Origin of the sequence: Microvirga roseola (genome assembly GCF_020866965.1) — a bacterium.
GTDB lineage: Bacteria > Pseudomonadota > Alphaproteobacteria > Rhizobiales > Beijerinckiaceae > Microvirga > Microvirga roseola.
Genome location: NZ_JAJATX010000073.1, coordinates 1 through 16,390 on the forward strand (window position 1 = coordinate 1; position 16,390 = coordinate 16,390).

At 58.1% G+C, this 16,390-nt stretch carries 14 protein-coding genes; 8 read left to right on the forward strand and 6 right to left on the reverse strand.

Going from position 1 to position 16,390, the window contains the following annotated elements; genetic code table 11:
* Positions 1-41: 41 nt before the first annotated feature.
* The gene (locus tag LG661_RS25540; protein ID WP_407666806.1) at positions 42-569 is read right to left on the reverse strand and encodes a pilus assembly protein N-terminal domain-containing protein; all 528 of its coding nucleotides are present in this window, start codon (positions 567-569) and stop codon (positions 42-44) included.
* A 240-nt stretch (positions 570-809) separates the two neighbouring features.
* On the opposite strand from LG661_RS25540, the gene LG661_RS22075 reads away from it, so the two are divergent.
* The 6 genes from LG661_RS22075 to LG661_RS25550 are packed head-to-tail and all read left to right on the forward strand — an operon-like array spanning position 810 to position 6,630.
* Positions 810-2,291 (forward strand): CpaF family protein, encoded by a 1,482-nt coding sequence (locus LG661_RS22075; protein WP_230534169.1) that lies wholly within the window; start codon positions 810-812, stop codon positions 2,289-2,291.
* 20 nt (positions 2,292-2,311) lie between these two features.
* Positions 2,312-3,307 carry a type II secretion system F family protein gene (locus LG661_RS22080; protein WP_230534170.1) on the forward strand — a complete coding sequence of 332 codons (996 nt, stop codon included), beginning with the start codon at positions 2,312-2,314 and terminating at the stop codon, positions 3,305-3,307.
* 8 nt (positions 3,308-3,315) lie between these two features.
* On the forward strand, positions 3,316-4,287 hold the full coding sequence (locus LG661_RS22085; RefSeq protein ID WP_230534171.1) for a type II secretion system F family protein: 972 nt from the start codon (positions 3,316-3,318) through the stop codon (positions 4,285-4,287).
* A gap of 11 nt (positions 4,288-4,298) precedes the next feature.
* A complete protein-coding gene (locus LG661_RS22090; RefSeq protein ID WP_230534172.1) occupies positions 4,299-5,666 on the forward strand; it encodes a TadE/TadG family type IV pilus assembly protein in 1,368 nt (455 codons plus the stop codon).
* 11 nt (positions 5,667-5,677) lie between these two features.
* Complete coding sequence (locus LG661_RS25545; protein WP_407666808.1) at positions 5,678-6,274, forward strand: TadE/TadG family type IV pilus assembly protein; 597 nt, start codon at positions 5,678-5,680, stop codon at positions 6,272-6,274.
* On the forward strand, positions 6,274-6,630 hold the full coding sequence (locus LG661_RS25550; RefSeq protein WP_407666807.1) for a TadE/TadG family type IV pilus assembly protein: 357 nt from the start codon (positions 6,274-6,276) through the stop codon (positions 6,628-6,630). Before LG661_RS25545 ends, LG661_RS25550 begins: the two co-directional genes overlap by 1 nt.
* 135 nt (positions 6,631-6,765) lie before the next feature.
* Here the strand turns inward: LG661_RS25550 and LG661_RS22095 are convergent, their stop codons facing one another.
* Complete coding sequence (locus LG661_RS22095) at positions 6,766-7,476, reverse strand: LuxR C-terminal-related transcriptional regulator (RefSeq protein ID WP_230534173.1); 711 nt, start codon at positions 7,474-7,476, stop codon at positions 6,766-6,768.
* Between the two features lie 468 nt (positions 7,477-7,944).
* Between LG661_RS22095 and LG661_RS22100 the strand changes: the two genes are divergently transcribed.
* Complete coding sequence (locus tag LG661_RS22100; protein WP_230534174.1) at positions 7,945-8,202, forward strand: hypothetical protein; 258 nt, start codon at positions 7,945-7,947, stop codon at positions 8,200-8,202.
* Between the two features lie 250 nt (positions 8,203-8,452).
* Here the strand turns inward: LG661_RS22100 and LG661_RS22105 are convergent, their stop codons facing one another.
* Positions 8,453-8,638, reverse strand: a complete 186-nt coding sequence (locus LG661_RS22105) for a hypothetical protein (protein WP_230534175.1) — start codon at positions 8,636-8,638, stop codon at positions 8,453-8,455.
* Between the two features lie 2,682 nt (positions 8,639-11,320).
* Between LG661_RS22105 and LG661_RS22110 the strand changes: the two genes are divergently transcribed.
* Positions 11,321-12,127 carry a DUF2279 domain-containing protein gene (locus LG661_RS22110; protein WP_230534176.1) on the forward strand — a complete coding sequence of 269 codons (807 nt, stop codon included), beginning with the start codon at positions 11,321-11,323 and terminating at the stop codon, positions 12,125-12,127.
* Between the two features lie 180 nt (positions 12,128-12,307).
* Here LG661_RS22110 and LG661_RS22115 read toward each other — a convergent pair whose 3' ends face one another.
* The 3 genes from LG661_RS22115 to LG661_RS22125 all read right to left on the reverse strand — a co-directional run bounded on the left by LG661_RS22115 (position 12,308) and on the right by LG661_RS22125 (position 16,059).
* Positions 12,308-13,291, reverse strand: a complete 984-nt coding sequence (locus LG661_RS22115) for an HlyD family secretion protein (RefSeq protein ID WP_230534177.1) — start codon at positions 13,289-13,291, stop codon at positions 12,308-12,310.
* A gap of 128 nt (positions 13,292-13,419) precedes the next feature.
* Positions 13,420-14,682 (reverse strand): glycosyltransferase family 2 protein, encoded by a 1,263-nt coding sequence (locus LG661_RS22120; protein WP_230534178.1) that lies wholly within the window; start codon positions 14,680-14,682, stop codon positions 13,420-13,422.
* A gap of 9 nt (positions 14,683-14,691) precedes the next feature.
* Positions 14,692-16,059, reverse strand: a complete 1,368-nt coding sequence (locus LG661_RS22125; RefSeq protein WP_230534179.1) for a TackOD1 domain-containing metal-binding protein — start codon at positions 16,057-16,059, stop codon at positions 14,692-14,694.
* Positions 16,060-16,390: the final 331 nt, after the last annotated feature.

The following is a 16,390-nucleotide window of genomic DNA, read 5'->3' on the forward strand; positions in this document are numbered from 1 at the left end:
CGCTTCACCCTCGGCTCACTGATGAAAGTGCCAAAGTAGTGCTAGTGGAGCGCTGCGCCACCACTCAGGAAATTTTGCCTATCTCTCATCTGATCGCGGGCTCGGTTGAAGTGATAGCCCTCATCTCCTACTGAGAGAATTGGTTTGCAGGCGCCGGTGCATGAGAATGTTCTGGACTCTTCCCCGCCGTAGACAGTCGTTGTCAGAGAACGGCTCGGGCTGACGCTAATGACTGTATTCATGATTTCGCGCCCGCCCTCCCCTAGGATGATGAGGTTTGTCGTGCCTTCGACCTTTCCGGTCAGAACGATGGTACGCTCGTCAGTTAGCGTCCCATCCGCTATCCCCGGGTTTCCGATGATGACCGTGCGTGCAGGCTCCGCCAAGGCCAGAACACTGGCGAAATCTATCGTCACTCCAACCCGGCCGAGAGTTGCGTTGCCGAACGAAGTGACGCCGGGGCGCGGCACCCCTCCAGGAGGAGGTTCATCCGCCATGCTTTGCCCACCAACGCTGATTGATATGTAGGCCGCGAGCGAGGCGATGAGAGTGTAAGGAAGGCTCGGCATCCTTTTGCCCCTAGTCCACTGATATCTGCTTTCATTCCACCAGTTTTCAGCGGAGGCAATTAGGCTGTTTGGGCAATGCGGGAGGTCTAGTCGTTCTAGGCCGTCTAGCCGAATGGCTCGCCGGCGACTGACCTAATACAATGAACAAGGCAAATGCGCTCTTGGTTAGGCCGCTCACGGTTGTGCTGATATCTTGTGGTGCAAATTACTCAGGGATCACTGTGCAGGCGGGGACATGTGATGTTCGGCAGGAGAGGAGCACAAGAGGAGCAATTAGCCACCACTCCGGCCGCTCACGCAATGGCTCGGCCGGAAAATCCAGAGCGATCCCTGCCAGCCGTGGCAAGTCACCCGTTCATCAAGTCTCAAGGTAACGGGTCCAATCCGGGTGCATCGCCGCTCCCGACCACCGCGGCCGGCCAGCCGACCACGCGCAAGGACGAGCAGTATTATGATCTGAAGACGCAGGTCTTTGCGGCCCTGATCGAAGCCATAGACGTCGCACAGCTGGCGAAGTTAGATGCCACGGAAGCTCGTGGGGCCGTCGGGGACGTCGTCAAGGACATCGTGGCGGCCAAGAAGGTCGTCATGTCCATATTGGAGCAGGACGAATTGCTTCAGGACATTTGCAACGACGTTCTCGGATATGGCCCTCTCGAGCCACTTCTGGCACGCGACGACATCGCCGATATAATGGTGAACGGCGCCGATACCGTTTACATCGAAGTAGCGGGCAAGGTTCAGAGAACAGACATTCGCTTCCGCGACAACGCCCAGCTGCTACATATCTGTCAGAGGATCGTCAGCCAAGTCGGCCGCCGCGTGGACGAGTCGAGCCCGATCTGCGACGCACGCTTGTCCGATGGGTCACGCGTCAATGTGATTGCTCCCCCACTTGCCATCGACGGGCCGAGCCTGACGATTAGAAAGTTCAAGAAGGACAAGCTGACTCTCGATCAACTCGTCAGATTCGGATCAATTACGCATGAAGGCGCGGAGGTTCTGCAGATCATCGGGCGCGTTAGGTGCAATGTTATCGTGTCTGGAGGGACGGGCTCGGGCAAAACTACCCTGCTCAATTGCCTTACACGCTACATCGAACCCGGCGAGCGCATTGTCACCTGCGAGGATGCTGCCGAGCTCCAATTGCAGCAGCCGCATGTCGTACGTCTCGAAACTCGCCCTCCGAATATCGAGGGTGAGGGTCAAGTGACCATGCGTGACCTCGTTAAGAACTGCCTTCGCATGCGCCCCGAACGCATCATCGTTGGTGAGGTACGTGGCGCGGAGGCGTTCGATCTGCTGCAGGCAATGAATACCGGTCACGACGGATCCATGGGCACGCTCCATGCAAACTCGCCGCGCGAGGCCTTGAGCCGCGTCGAGTCCATGATCACCATGGGCGGCTACTCCCTCCCGTCAAAGACCATACGAGAGATGATTGCCTCCTCCGTCGACGTGGTCGTGCAGGCAGCCCGCCTCCGGGACGGCTCGCGCCGGATTACGCACATCACCGAGGTGCTGGGTATGGAAGGCGATGTCATCATCACCCAAGACCTCTTCGTCTACGACATGATCGGCGAGGATGCGAAAGGCAACGTCATCGGCAAGCACCGTTCGACAGGGATCGGACGTCCCCGGTTCTGGGACCGCGCCCGATACTATGGAGAGGAAAAGCGTCTGGCGGCCGCACTTGATGCAGCAGAGCAGTCGAGCCCATAGACCGGAGAAAGGAGTTCTTAATGCTGCCAGCCGATGCCTTTCCCGTCATTGTCGGCCTGCTCGCTGCTCTTAGTGCAGGCGGGATCTTAAGCTGCCTTTTCCCTTCACCGTACTTTCAGAAGTCCAAAGGTGTGAGGCGCCTCGAGGTCATAGCGACGCCGGGCACAACAATCGAGCATAGGACCGGGTCCGACGAGAGCAAGCGCAAGCGCATGATCGAGGCAACGTTGCGCGAGTTGGAGGAGAAGCAAAGGATCAGACAGGGTGCGAAGCCGACCCTGAAGGTCCGGATGCGCCAAGCGGGTCTGACGTGGAGTAGGCGAACCTACTACGGTGCCTGCGCAGCGGCCGGCGCGGTGACGTTTCTGCTTGCTATGGGGGGCGGCGGCATCGGCCCGCTATCTGCTCTCGGCTTTGGAGCGGCCGGAGCCCTGCTGTTCCCACACCTTTACGTAAGCTTTATCCGCAAGAGGCGCTTTAAAGCCTTCGGTTCCGAGTTTCCCAACGCAGTAGATATCATCGTGCGAGGTGTCAAATCCGGCCTGCCTTTGGTCGATTGCATGAGGATCATCTCCTTGGAAGCTCAGGAGCCGGTGCGCAGCGAGTTCAGGGCCATCCTGGAGGACCAGACCATGGGAATGCCAGTGGATCAGGCCGTCCAGCGTCTTCCGGAGCGCGTGCCGCTTGCGGAAACAAACTTCTTTGCCATCGTGATCGCCCTGCAAAGCCGCACAGGAGGCAGCCTGTCGGAGACGCTTGCAAATCTATCGAAGGTAATCCGGGATCGGAAAAAGATGCAGGCGAAAATCAAGGCGGTAAGCTCCGAGGCAAAGTCCTCGGCCGCGATCATCGGATCCCTGCCTGTCGTCGTCGCTGTTCTTCTTTACCTCACCTCACCGGAGTACATCATGCTCCTGTTTACGACCTTCATCGGAAACTTCGTCGTAATCGCATGCGCTTTGTGGATGGGTATCGGGATCCTAGTGATGCGCAAGATGATCAACTTCGACTTCTGAGTTTCGTCATGAACATTGGAATGCTGATCCAAAATAGCGAATTAATCATCGCCTTTTCAGCGGCCGTTTCCGTTTTTTCCGCTACGCTGCTGGTGGCTTGGCCCTATCTCGCCAAGGACCAATTGGCCGCCCGAATGGCGCAGGTTTACATTGAGCGCGAGCGGATCAGGGTGCGGGAGAGGACCAGACTCAACGCCCAGCCAGGTCCACTCAGGCTAAGGCAGGAGCCTAAGAAATTTTTCAAAGATATCGTAGATCGGTTCAATCTTGCCAAGGAGGCTGAAAGCGGCGAGCTGATGCGGACCCTCCGCATGGCGGGCTACCGGGGCCAGGGCCCGATGATAACGTTATTAGCGGTACGGGTGCTAGCGCCGATCGTAATGCTCTTCCTAGCAGCCTTCTACATCTTCGTTATTCTGGACCTGAAGCATCCCGCATTCGTCAAACTGGGACTGGTTGTGGCAGCTGCCGGGTTCGGATATTACGCACCGCTGCTCTATCTCAAGAACAGAATCGCGAAGCGCCAAATCGCCATCCGACGAGCGTGGCCCGATATGCTCGATCTGCTGCTCATCTGCGTCGAGTGCGGCATGGGCATCGAAAGCGCCTTCCGGAAGGTCTCGGAAGAAATCGGGTCACAATGCCCTGAACTCGCCGAGGAGATCAGCCTCACCACGGCCGAACTGTCTTATCTCCAGGATCGCCGCAAGGCCTACGAGAACTTGGGCGAGCGCACGGGTCTCGAATGTGTCAAGAGCATCGTCACCAGCCTAATTCAGTCGGAAAAATATGGAACACCCCTGAGCCAGTCGCTGCGCGTCTTGGCCCAAGAGAACCGGGATATGCGCATGAGCGAAGCGGAAAAGAAAGCAGCCTCTCTCCCGCCGAAGCTAACAGTTCCAATGATCCTGTTCTTCTTGCCCGTCCTTTTTGCGGTGATCATCACGCCCGCGTTCATTCAGATCTCGAGCCTAGACTAGGAGCCGAAGAGATGAGCGCCAAGCGAGCCTTGGTATTCCTCCGCCCTGCTTTTGAACGGGTAGCCCTGGCCATCCAGCACCGTGTAAGGGCATTCGTCCATGAGACAAGGGGTAACCTGACGATTGCTACGGCCTTGGCGCTGCCTGCTCTTATCGGCGCAACGGGCTTAGGCATCGAAGTTGCCCATTGGTACCGCACGCTACGAGCCATGCAGAACGCCGCCGACTCCGCCGCCGTCGCGGCTGCGACCAATGGAGGCGCCACCTCTGCGGCGGAAGCTTTGGCCGTAGCGGCTTCGTACGGGTTCGTGAACGGCGCGGACAACACCTCGATAACGGTCTCCGACGATGCTCTCTGCCCATCCGCGGGGGTGGGGTGCTACAGCGTGACCATTACCCGTTCGGTGCCACTCATGCTGTCCAACCTCGTCGGGTTTGGGGGCAATGTGACTGTCCAAGTTGTCAAGGACGGGCAAACCAGCACAACTCAGCAGACTAGTCTGAAGGCAACGGCAATCGCCATGAGAGTGCCGACGCCGCGCACCTACTGCGTCCTCGCTCTAGGCAACGATGGCGCGAAGTTCGAGGACATCACCATCAATGGTGGATCTAAGTCCAATCTTACCAATTGCGGAATCATGTCCAACAACGATCTGACCTGCAATGGCAGCAATCAGATTGCCGACTATGCAGACTCTAGCTCGGGGGATCCTTCGGGCTGTGGAAGGGCGCCGGACCGGGGGCCTGTTCCGAGGATGGGAGACCCCTACTCGCATCTCGCGTCGAACATTCCCTCGAACCACTGCGGCGGCTACCCCGGGGAGGAGTGGAGCGCCCCGCCGTCTCTGCCGCCTGACGGCGTCTACCTAGTTTGCGGAGACCTGGAACTGCTTAGTAGCGTAACCATTGGCCCTCGTCCCGGCGGGACCGTAATCGTTATCTACAACGGCCAGCTGAACACCGGAAACTTCAAGCTTACGGGCATAGAGGTCACAATCGTCTTCGCCGGCACTAACGATCCAGCCTACAGTCATATCATAACCGGGACCAACAAGGGGGGGCTTGATATCACCGCGCCGATCAGCGGCCCGTGGAAGGGCGTGGCGATCTACCAGTCGCCCGATCTGACGAGCGGTGTCGATATCTCCTCTGCCGGCAGCGGCCCCACTTGGAACCTTACCGGGCTAGTCTACCTACCCCACTCGAGTGTCACATTCAGCGGCGCTGTCAACAAGTCAAGCAACGGCAATTCCTGCTTCGCTCTTGTGGTCGACAACATGATTGTCAACGGTACCGGAAACATCATGTCCAATGGGTCGGATTGCTCCGACGCCGGACTGGATCTGCCATCGTACCGTCGAGGCCGCCTCGTAGGTTAAGGAGCACCATGATGCGAGCGCACGGGCGTATTGCTGGATGTATCATTCGCCATACGAAGCAGCATGCTCACAGCATCCGCCCCATTCGCAGGCTGCTCCTGGCTTTCGCGCGCAACCACGCGGGTGCAGCTGGAATCGAGTTTGCGCTCATAGCTAGCGCCTTGTGCATTATCATCCTGAATGGGGTTGCCATTGCGCATTACATCTACACAAGGATGCAGGTGGAGAATGCCGCCCAGATGGGCACTCAGGCGGCGTGGAAGGCATGCGACCCTACGGAGCTTCCAGCCACGACGCTCTGCCCCGGCTTGGGAACTGCCATCGTTGCAGCAGTGCAGAGTACATCCCTGGGCGCCAGTGTAACGCTTCAGGCGGGATCACCCTCTGAGGGCTATTTCTGTCTGGATGCCTCAGGCGCTCTACACGCCGTAGGTAGCCTAGTCGCCCGGCCTGTCGACTGCTCCGCCACGGGAATGCCTAACCTACAGCCGGGAGACTACATAAGCGTCACCGTTACCTATCCCTACCGCCCTCTTTTTGCCGATCTCACGGTCGCGCGCTTTTTCGCGACTCCTATAAATAAGACCTCCTTGATGAGGCTGCTCTGATGTACGGGAGGGTTTGCAAGTGTCTGACCAGGGATGAGCAAGGTGCCACGGCAATCGAGTTTGCATTCGTCGCTCCAGCGTTTCTGACCCTCATGCTCGGCCTTATCAACCTGTCGCTGTTGTCCATGACAATCGCCAGCCTTCATTACTCCGTCGAAGAAGGCGCACGATGCGTTTCCGTGCGGCCAGCATGCTCCGAGCCGAACAGCCGGTATTTTGCTCCGGGTCCGGCCCCTGTTTACACATCGGCAAATGCCGCCTGCGGCTATTCGCTGACGGCGACAGTCACTTTCGACCTCAATGTAGTCTTCTACCGGAAGGCTATTCCACTCTCGGCAACGGCCTGCTTCCCATGAATGGAGCATCCGATTGCGAGTGAATCAGGTTGGCGACCCTAAACCGGACCTGCTATTGATCCAGGCTCGGGAGCCACTGCTAGACTTTGACCGCTCCCAATATGTAGCAGAGGTCCTCAAGCGCGTTTCGATCTTTTAGCCATTCAGGACACCTCGAGGACGATTGGGGTACGGGCGGGCACCGGCGACAGCGGCGGCAGCCCGGTTGTTCACGCCGAAATACCGGAAGATCGCAGCCATATGGATCTTTACGGTCCCCTCCCCCAATTTGAGAGCCAGCGCGATTTCTTTGTTCGTCTTGCCCTGGACGAGAAGGTCGAGAACATCTCGCTGACGAGACGTTAATGCGCTAGTCTGTGTGGTCCGTTCCACTGATCCTTGCGCGGGCGGCTGCTCCTTCGGTTCCTGCTCTGCCTTGAGCGCCGGCACGGCCGAGATGTCGGCGATGCAAGGTGGAACGTAAATTCCGCCCTCGAAGACGACCCCCAGCGCCTTCACGAGGTCCGCAACCGGAAGGCTCTTCAACATGAATCCGTGAACCCCTGCTTCGAGCGCCGAAAGAATATCGCGCCGTGAACCCAAGGTTGAGATTACCGCAACTCGGGTACTCGGAAAGCATTCACGGATCGCGCGCAGATTTGTCGGCGTCTTCATCCCTGTCATCGAGAGATCAAACAATGCAATCTCGATCTTCTCGTTCTCGCTGAGATACTCCAGCGCCTGGTCGAGAGACCCAGCCTCAACCACTTCCTTAATCCCAAAATGTCGGGTCAGGATCGCGGTGGCGGCAACACGAAAGTAGGCGTCGTCGTCGGCGATGAGCCCCACTTGCCTGCCATTACTCATTGATATCTGCCCCTGAAGCGCACCTTTTGTCTTTATTGTGATCCGGTACGATTAATTTATCGTATTCTTATCGTGCAGGACGTCGCACATAGAACAGAGTGGCCAGATTTGTACCCTATTACGTTTCGTAGGGTTGTTCCAAAGTCGTCCAAGCACATGAACAAGGGTTTCCGTTACTCGTTCGATCACAACGTCTTCCGTTCGGAGCCTCCGATACTGCTCGCCGTTCCTGAACGGCAATCATAGCTGCCGAGATGCCTTTAAGCCAAGTGAGGACTGAAGATGGGTCAGCAGAGGCACTCGGCTGGCGAGGTTTGTCTCCGAACGGCAGGCGTGCGTGCTGACGGTACACGGCCGGGCGATCGCAAAGGCGAGTAGGGACAGTACATTACGCCACCGCTCGCGTCGCGAGGAGGAAACTGATGTCTCATATCGGACCAGAAAGGTCAGAATTGCGCGTGCAAGCTGGTGACCTATGAGGCTTTCCTGATCCAGACCGTCGAAGCCGAGCCGGCCATCACCATGCCCGAACTCGCCGCAAGGCTACTGGACGAGCACGGGATCGTGGCGGCTCCTGCGATGCTCTCGCGCTTCCTGTACCGGCGTGGCTTCACCTATCAAAAGCCCTCATGGTGGCGGAGGGCGCACGCGTCGATGTGCATGAGGAGCGCCGGACTTGGTACGCCCAGCGTCAGCCTCGCATGCGCGAGCAGCCTTACCGGCTGATGTTCCTGGACGGAGACGTACGTCAACACCAAAATGACCCGCCTGCGCGGGCGCTCTCGCGAGGGTCAGCGGTTGAGGGTGGCCGTCCTGTTCGGGCATTGGAAACCCACACCTTCGTCGCAGGCCTACGCTGCCATGAGCCGAGCGCGCCCTGGATCATCGATGGCCCGATCACCCGCTCGACCTTTGACACCTACATCGAGACCCAACTAGCGGTAAGGCGCCGTGGTGATCCTCGACAACGTACGGGCTAAGCTGCGCTTCGAAACTCAGGCCGTTCGACTTGTGCCTGCTCCTGCAGCATGCTGATCGCAGCACGCGCCAAGTCGCGAAACTCGCATTTCAGGATCTCTGGCTCGCTATCCCAAGACAACCCATCGCCCTCGGCGTGGTAGAGAGCGAGGGCGATGCGCTCAATCTGCTGATCCCGGTTCATATCCACCCCTACGGTCGCTCGTGTAGGATGACATTGAACTTCCTCTGGTGAATATTTTCTATACAGCCGGATGCTCTAGACCGTACGCACTAGCCTGTTGTGTAAAGCACCCTCTCAGGTGAATGAAGTCCCCAGAAGGCGCTATGTAGCGAGAGCGCTGAACTATGCCGCCTGTTGAGCAGCTTTCTGCCGACGAGCCACAAGCCGGGATAGCATGGTGCGGATGTGAGCCCCTACACGAGCAGCTTGAGCCTCTTTGATGAGGGCCGTACTGATACTTATAGTCGTCACCGAAGCTGCCTCTACTCTGAACCGGCTTCATAACACTCTCGAAAGGCTCAAGTTCCAACGACTCGAACAAACTTCACGTGAGCACCAGATGGAGAGGATGGGCCGCTCCAAGCGGCGACTCTGGCATTTCTGGCCACGAGCTGAATTGGCGCAGTCGGGGCTGCATCGCTGGCATACGTTGGCGCAGGAAGCCCAGCGGCAGTTCCACCTCCCGCAGTGCATGACATTGGTGGAGCGCCATCAGGCCTAACCACTAGGGAGCACAAGCAGCTCCACGGCTAATCTTGAACATACTCCTGTCCACAGGATCATCCATGTGAGCAGATGAAATAGCCATGGTCGATCAAAAATGCGAATGTCTCTTCACGTGGGCAAAGAAAGAGCGCCCATTCGGCTGGCGCTCTAGGTGGGTCATAAGGACCATCCAGGGAAGATGCGACCGTGCCCTCTGCGGCCACATCAGAAGGTTGCGCTTAAGAAGTTAACAGTCTGTTGCCGCAGTACTGATCTCTCCAGCGGATCGGTAGGATCGCAGCCCAACCAACATCTGCTTGGCACCTGAGCAAAAAAGGGCCGCGCCCAGTCTTTGGCAGACCGTGTTCGCGACCCTTCGGCCCGTGTTTTGCCCCCACGGGAGTCCCCGAGTAGTTTACGGATGAACAATAAGCAACAAGTAACTCGGCGAATAAAACCACAGCAACTGAAAATAGTGAAGGCACATAAGAAGATATTCATTTTGACTATGGTGATTTGGCCAGAGAATTTTAATGGTTGAAAACAAGCCGAAATGCGCCGCAATGCGGCCACAAACTCATAACAAATTGAAATTCCACGGCCTTTGATCTGCCCCCACGGGCCGGAACTAGAGCGCTCTCGCCTCAGAGGGCGCTTTCTTTTTGGTATTTCGGAATCCAAGCAGACGCGGGGCAACAAGAAAGGCCGCCTTAGCAACGGCCTAATAGATAGGAACTGTACCCTCTGTTGACGCGGATCGCTCGAAAGCGTGTGGAGCAGCACGGCTGCCGCATGTCCTAGCTCCCGAGCCCACCGGCGCTACAATACTATTGGCTGATCGTTCCCCCAACCAGGACCGCCGAATGGTCTGCCGGTGTCCTCGGCATAACCCTCCCAGAGGTGGCCACTTTGAAATGGGACTATGATATGAAGGAGATCATTGCCGATGGCATCGTCCACGCCGTAGGCGTGACAATCGGCGTCGTCTCTATAGTGGCCCTGCTCATTATGGCTGCTCCCGCCGTCGGAGCGCTGGCCCGGTGAAACAGGTGAGAACAACCTTAAACTTCTCGCTGGTGAGGCAAACGAAGCGAGTCAAAGTCATAAGAGTGATCGCCACCGGGCTCACAGGAGCCAATAATGAAGGAAAACTCGCTTTTCGGATAGACCGGCCGTGCTTACCGCACCCTTGACGGGAGGACTTCCCCAGCATGAGGATCTGAGCCATGCCCACAACTCCGCTTTAGCACGTTGCCACCGCGGGGAGCGGCACTGGGTAGAGCAGCTTCCACTTAGTCGGCCTGGTTGGCCCGGCGGGGTGGCGAAGCGGCGCCAGCAAAGTTCTGGGAAGGACGGGCTGCCGCCTTCGCACGCCTGGAATGGGCTGAGCCAGAACCGTACTTGTTAAAACACGAACCGCGGCTGTGACGGGGGTCAATGGCAGCACCGTCCCTGCCCTGCCCCAGCCGCTTGGAGGGCGCCGTTCTCTTGCAGACCTCGGCGCGAGGGAGAACGGTCGCGCCGCCGCGCCTGTGCTCTGGTGACCCGCTGGGCCATGAAGGGTGAATCTGCTTTTAAGAACCGATGGGCGCGGACGTCCATGATGGCCAGGGGCTCTGCTCAGCAGCGGCCGGATCGCTGAGCGCAAGACCACCTCGCCATCTTCAAGGCCTCTTGCGATGCACGGCTGGTTCATACAGCTGGTTCAGATCCTGAGCGTCTCCTCCCCTTCGATAGCGTCTTATATTCCACGGTTAAGCAGAGGTGCGGCAGAGTTCAGGAATGTGCTAGGATCTGACATGTCTGCGCTGGCGATATTCTGTCCTAGCGGACAGTGGCTTCCGCTGGGGGGTTGAATTGCGTCCCTTGCCGTTAGAAAAGTACTGCCATGGCGCCCTTCAAGAGGATCGTCCAATGCGGGTTGTGGCCCTCGTCGCTTGCCTCGGAGTCCTGAGTGTTGCCTTGCGTCCAGAGGCACTGCTGGCGCATCCGAGCGGACCAGCGGAGTACCGCGAGCCTCAAGCAACGGGGCGCGATGTAGGTGCGGTCGCCGCAATCTCGCCGATCCCAGCAGCACGGCAGGAGCCGACGCCGATCCCTCCGACATTCTACTCGTTGGACCGGCTGGGCGATCATCTGCATGCGGTTCGATGGGAGTTGGCAATCGTTGGAGCCGCCATCGTCGCCGTTGGCATCAAGGACTGGGATTGGGGCAATGGCTCCGGGTTCCAGACTATCGAGGAGGGATGGTTCGCCAAGAATACCCGGCACGGCGGAATGGACAAAATCGGCCATGCGTTCTCGACCTACGTCATTGCCGACCTGCTGACCGACAGGATCCAGGCCAATGCCTCGGATCCGACAGGCGCCCCGATCACAGCTGCGCTCGTTGCCTTCGGAGTTATGGGGCTGGTCGAAACCGTGGATGGGTTTACCGGCCGGCACCGTTTCTCGCGCGAGGACATTGTGGCCAACGGTGTGGGTGCGCTCTTCTCCGTCTTCCGGAATACCGTCCCCGGGCTTCGGGAGAAGCTGGACTGGCGGATCATGTACACGCCTGCAAGCTTTGAGCGGCCGGGCATTACCTCGGAGACTGGCATTCTCCCTCCATACGAGCGCCAGCGGTACATCATGGCTCTGAAGGGGAGTGGATTCGAAGCGCTTAAGAACACGCCCTTGCAGTACCTTGAACTACACGCAGGCTTCGATGCGCGGGGTTTTGAGGAGAGGGAGCGAGAACTCGGCTATCCGATCGAGCGATCCTTTTATGTCGGGGTGGGGCTGAACCTCAACGAGGTCCTCTTCGGAACCGGACCCCATCCGAATTTCGCCAGGTATAAGGACACACTCCCGGGCTGGGCCGCACGGAAGACGCTTGAGTATGTCCAAGTCCCCTACACGTCTGTTTATCAAGAGAACCGCTTCTCCACGGTGCGTCGTGTGGGCACGGTGTTCCGTGACTAGGCCCAGAGGCATTCACAGCTATGTGCTCTGCGCGCGGTAGAAGGTGAATCCTCCTTTGGACAGGCGCTCTTGCGCATCAAGGCCAGCCCTTCAGCCGCCGTGGAGCTGATGCAGCGCTTGTGTCAGACTTTAGCACAAGAGTAACCGCAACTCAGAGATGAGGCTGTCGCCCGACGGCTTTTATTGCATTGCCGGGCCACCATGTTCAGTACCGCTGATGCCTGAGCTGACAAGCTGGATAGTACTGGACAACAAGCCTGCCGCATACCGGACGCCAGCCAAGATCAGCACCCGCGGATTGTTTGGGCGCGATATTTCCAACGTAGTGAAAAGGGGTGGTAAGTCTTGACCAGGATCCACTGCGATGCGTACGACCTGCTCACGTTGCGCTGTCTGGAAGGCCTTCTGGAACTCGGCGGGAAGTTGTGAAGCAATGGGCAGCATCGCACTGATGCGACCGGTGAGGACACGGAAGCCAACCCGCAAGCTGACCGAATCGCCTGGGGCAACCGTGTAGAGTGTCCCCGTTGGAACGTACGCCAAAACGAATGCTTCACCATGAAGCACCCGTAGGATCGGCTGCCCGGAGCGGACTACAGCCCCAGGCTCTACTAGCAGCTCGGCGACAGTGCCGTCGATGGGAGCGATCAATCGGCCGTCATCATAGGAGGTTCGCAATCTATCGACGTTCCCGCGAGCGTTGGCCAGGGTGGATTCGAGCTGTGGCAGCTCACGCGCAATAATCGCTCTCTCGCTTTCGAGCTCGCGCACTTCGTCATACGTCTCGTAGGCGTCATTGACGACGCGAGCACGTGCGGTTGCCGTAAGCAAGCCATGCTCCTTCAAGCTCTCGATTTCTGCCCGGGCATTCTCCGAGGCATCCGCGCGGCGGCGGGCGATCGGCAGAGCCTGGGCCAAGGCCTCGCCCTTAACCCGCATCTCGGTGACCGAGAGTTGGATTTTGGCAATGTCGGCGGTCACCCTAGCGACGGAATCGGTCACCTCCTGCGAGTGCAGTAAGCCGATCTCCAGCCCTTTTTGGACCGCACCTCCCTGTCTTACACCGATCTGAACGACACGCGCCGTGTATTCGGTCGAAACCGACATGCTCTCGCGCATCAGCATGCCTTCCGCCTTGAGATACAGAAGTTTGCCGAAGCTCATGTCGGCTAGATATAGCCCAAGGGTCGTGAGCAAGAGCAGATATACCCACCGTCCGATCTGTCCAGCTTTCCTAGGCCTTACTTCGCTACGGAGCAGGTCTACGCGCTGGGCTTTACGTATGTACTTCATCAGAACTGCTCTTGCGCATCGCGCACTTTTGAAGGGTAAAATGGATCTCTGTATGAGCGGCGGTGCATGAGTTCGCTCACGTAGGCGATGAGGCGGTTAAGGCGCATGTAGTAGCCCATGTAGAGACCATGGCCGGGGATGTATAGCAACAGCCGCCACATGCTTGGGCGTCCAACAAAGATCCAAGCGACAACAAATTCGATCAGTTCGCATATGGTCGCAATGATGTGGACCGCAATCAGAATTAGTAGAGCCATCGGTCCGAACTTAACGAAGGAGTGAACAATGTAGATCACAAAGCCGAACGTAAGAAAAATGTGGAACCACAGCAGGTTCACGGTCCCGATCACGTCACTTAACGAGAATTGGGCCCAGAACGGGTTGAACACACTGCGGAACTTGCGGAGCCGGTTCCGGACGAGGCTGCGGTTCCAGCGCAGCCTCTGGCGCCATAATGGGCCGTGTGCGACGGGCACATCAGTCAGGGCCCAGGCCTGCGGCGCAAAAGCGATCCGCCAACCGCTACGTCGCAGTTTCGTTGTCAGATTCGAATCGTCGCCAGGCCCGACGTCCCACCCACCCACCGAGCGGATTGCAGCACGACGATAGCCACCAAAGGCGCCGGACACGATCATTAGCAGGCCGAACATTGCGGTAAACTGCCGGCCTAGCGAGATGTTGTTGTAGTACTCGATTGCCTGGAATCGTGTAAGCAGGGATGCACTGGTGTTGCGCACTCCCAGGTTTCCGGCCGCGGCTCCAACCGAGGGGTCGGCCAACAACGGTGCGACTAGGTGCTCGACGGCGTCACGGTCGAAGGAGCTGTCGATATCCGCGACCACCATCAGATCGTGACGGCAGTACTGCAGGCCGAGATTGAGGCCAGCAGCCTTGCCGCCGCGAAGGCCCGTTGAGACAACGATATCTATCAGGCCACGGCGCCGCAAATTTGTCGCAACCTCCGCCATGCCGTCGCTGGAGCCATCGTCGACTACCACGATCTGTAGATTGAGCATTGTCTGCTCACGCAGCGACATCACTGACCGTACCAGCCCGTCGGACTCATTGTGGCCAACAAGCAGAATGCTCACGGGCAGGTGTGGATCGGGCTTTGGCAGAGACCGGGGAAAAGCACAGAGGAAGCCGACTGCCAAAGTGGACAGGGTGTAACGGGGCAGATCGAAGATGAAGAAGAACCAGAACACGCTGACATACGCGGCCGGCTCCAATGCCCATAAAAAGTCGAGTGCGGCCTCGATCACAGGCGACCCCTACTTGGAGATCTGCTGAACGAGGATCGGGATTTCCGCCTCGGGAACGATCCTCGCCGAGATCTGCGCGCGGTCACCCAGCGTCTTAGTTACCCTCGCCCGCAATCGGTTGAGCAGGAAATGACAGTTCTCGTGGCTCGTCTCGGGGAGGAACAGGAGGATCTTGCGATCAAAGGTCGCCAGGAAGTCGCTGTCCCGGACGGTTTCAGAGATCACATCGACCATTACTCGTTGCAACTTTGCAATGCCGACCTCGCCCAACGCTGCAACGCCAGACTCGGTAGCTGATAGGTCAATCTCTAGGACTGCATAAGGCCGCCCATAGCGGACGCCAATACGGTGGGCCAGATCAATCATCAATGCTAGATCCCGCGGTGTGCGCCAACCCGGAAGCCCGTTCAGCAGTCCTTCCACACCAGTTCCGGGCAGCCGCCCCTCAGCCGCGGCGGTCTCGGCGAGCGGGGTCAGGTCGTAGCAGAACCAGTCGCGGGTACGCACGTCGATGCCGCGAGTCATGGCCGAACAATCGATGCACAGAAAGGAAATCTCGGGCTCAGCGGAGATCGCGCTACAAGTCTGGCACACCCTCACTGATCCGGGTGTATCGTAGTCGACCCCGTAGTGACGCAACTGGCGGTCGCATTTAGGGCAAGCCAGTCTGTCGTTTGTCACAAATGTCGACTTTGGTGCCTGATAGCCGCATTTATAGTGGTGAACCAAGGTGTCCTCGGAGAGGTCAGAACTGCCGCACTGCGGACAAACCTCACGGGGCACGGCACGCGCGCTCTGGCATTCCCCGCAGACATGGAGCCGCTCGAAGAAGCGGCGCTTGAGTAGTTTGGCGCCAGCAAGCCCTTCCAGTAATGATCGCTGATCCTTCAGGCCTGCCAGCAATGGATAGCTGACGAAATCGGCGACAGTAGAGTTCAAACGTGGCTCTATGGACCGATCACGCGTTAGGGCTAGGGCAATAGCTGTCAGACCGCCTGCGTCATCGTTGGCAGGAATCGGAGCCAACCGACCTATGGCGGTGCGGATCCGCACCGCCATTTCGAGTCCACGTGCAAGGCTATCAAGAGTGGCTTGGCCTGCATGGTCAGCCCGCGGATGATTTCCGCCGGTCAGGTCTAATAACGCAGCCAGTAGATTTCCGGTGCGAGCCATCTCGGCGATAGCCTGCTCCGCGTTAGCTCCTGGTAGGAGAAGCACAGCATCTAGGACTTTCGATGGGCGAAATTCCTCTACCAGTTCGACCTCTTGCGCTAGCATCTCGCAGAAGCGGGCAGGCAGTTCGCCGAGAGGGATGAGCCGGATACAGCCATTGCCCTGGGAGGCGACGTTGCTGTCGGTGAGAGTTAGATCATCCATAGTCGTGGGACCATTCTAGTTTCCGTCTGACCGCTACAACCTGTTCCATGGCCGCGTCAGTAGGCAAGCATGTGAAGACAGTTACAGGTCAAGGAAGAGGGGCAGAAAATTCAGTATCTTAAACGAAGAGTGAGAGAATTATTAACTGGATGGCCAATAGCTCTTCCTATCCGGCATTTGCATCTATTCCTGCAGCAGGTTGCCGGTCGAATGTCGCAATTGTGGGAGCGCAGTTTGGTGAGTTCTCCATAACTCAATGCAAGGAAAAGCCCGGAGCGGGTCAGGCTCCATAAAGGGGGCACATGCCGGACAGGTTGGATTGGCCGGATCC

Excerpts from the sequence above, each read along its gene's own strand:
- LG661_RS25540 (WP_407666806.1), bottom strand. The coding sequence starts at position 569 with ATGCCGAGCCTTCCTTACACTCTCATCGCCTCGCTCGCGGCCTACATA.
- LG661_RS22075 (WP_230534169.1), top strand. The coding sequence starts at position 810 with ATGTTCGGCAGGAGAGGAGCACAAGAGGAGCAATTAGCCACCACTCCG.
- LG661_RS22080 (WP_230534170.1), top strand. The coding sequence starts at position 2,312 with ATGCTGCCAGCCGATGCCTTTCCCGTCATTGTCGGCCTGCTCGCTGCT.
- LG661_RS22085 (WP_230534171.1), top strand. The coding sequence starts at position 3,316 with ATGAACATTGGAATGCTGATCCAAAATAGCGAATTAATCATCGCCTTT.
- LG661_RS22090 (WP_230534172.1), top strand. The coding sequence starts at position 4,299 with ATGAGCGCCAAGCGAGCCTTGGTATTCCTCCGCCCTGCTTTTGAACGG.
- LG661_RS25545 (WP_407666808.1), top strand. The coding sequence starts at position 5,678 with ATGCGAGCGCACGGGCGTATTGCTGGATGTATCATTCGCCATACGAAG.
- LG661_RS25550 (WP_407666807.1), top strand. The coding sequence starts at position 6,274 with ATGTACGGGAGGGTTTGCAAGTGTCTGACCAGGGATGAGCAAGGTGCC.
- LG661_RS22095 (WP_230534173.1), bottom strand. The coding sequence starts at position 7,476 with ATGAGTAATGGCAGGCAAGTGGGGCTCATCGCCGACGACGACGCCTAC.
- LG661_RS22105 (WP_230534175.1), bottom strand. The coding sequence starts at position 8,638 with ATGAACCGGGATCAGCAGATTGAGCGCATCGCCCTCGCTCTCTACCAC.
- LG661_RS22115 (WP_230534177.1), bottom strand. The coding sequence starts at position 13,291 with ATGAGCTTCGGCAAACTTCTGTATCTCAAGGCGGAAGGCATGCTGATG.
- LG661_RS22125 (WP_230534179.1), bottom strand. The coding sequence starts at position 16,059 with ATGGATGATCTAACTCTCACCGACAGCAACGTCGCCTCCCAGGGCAAT.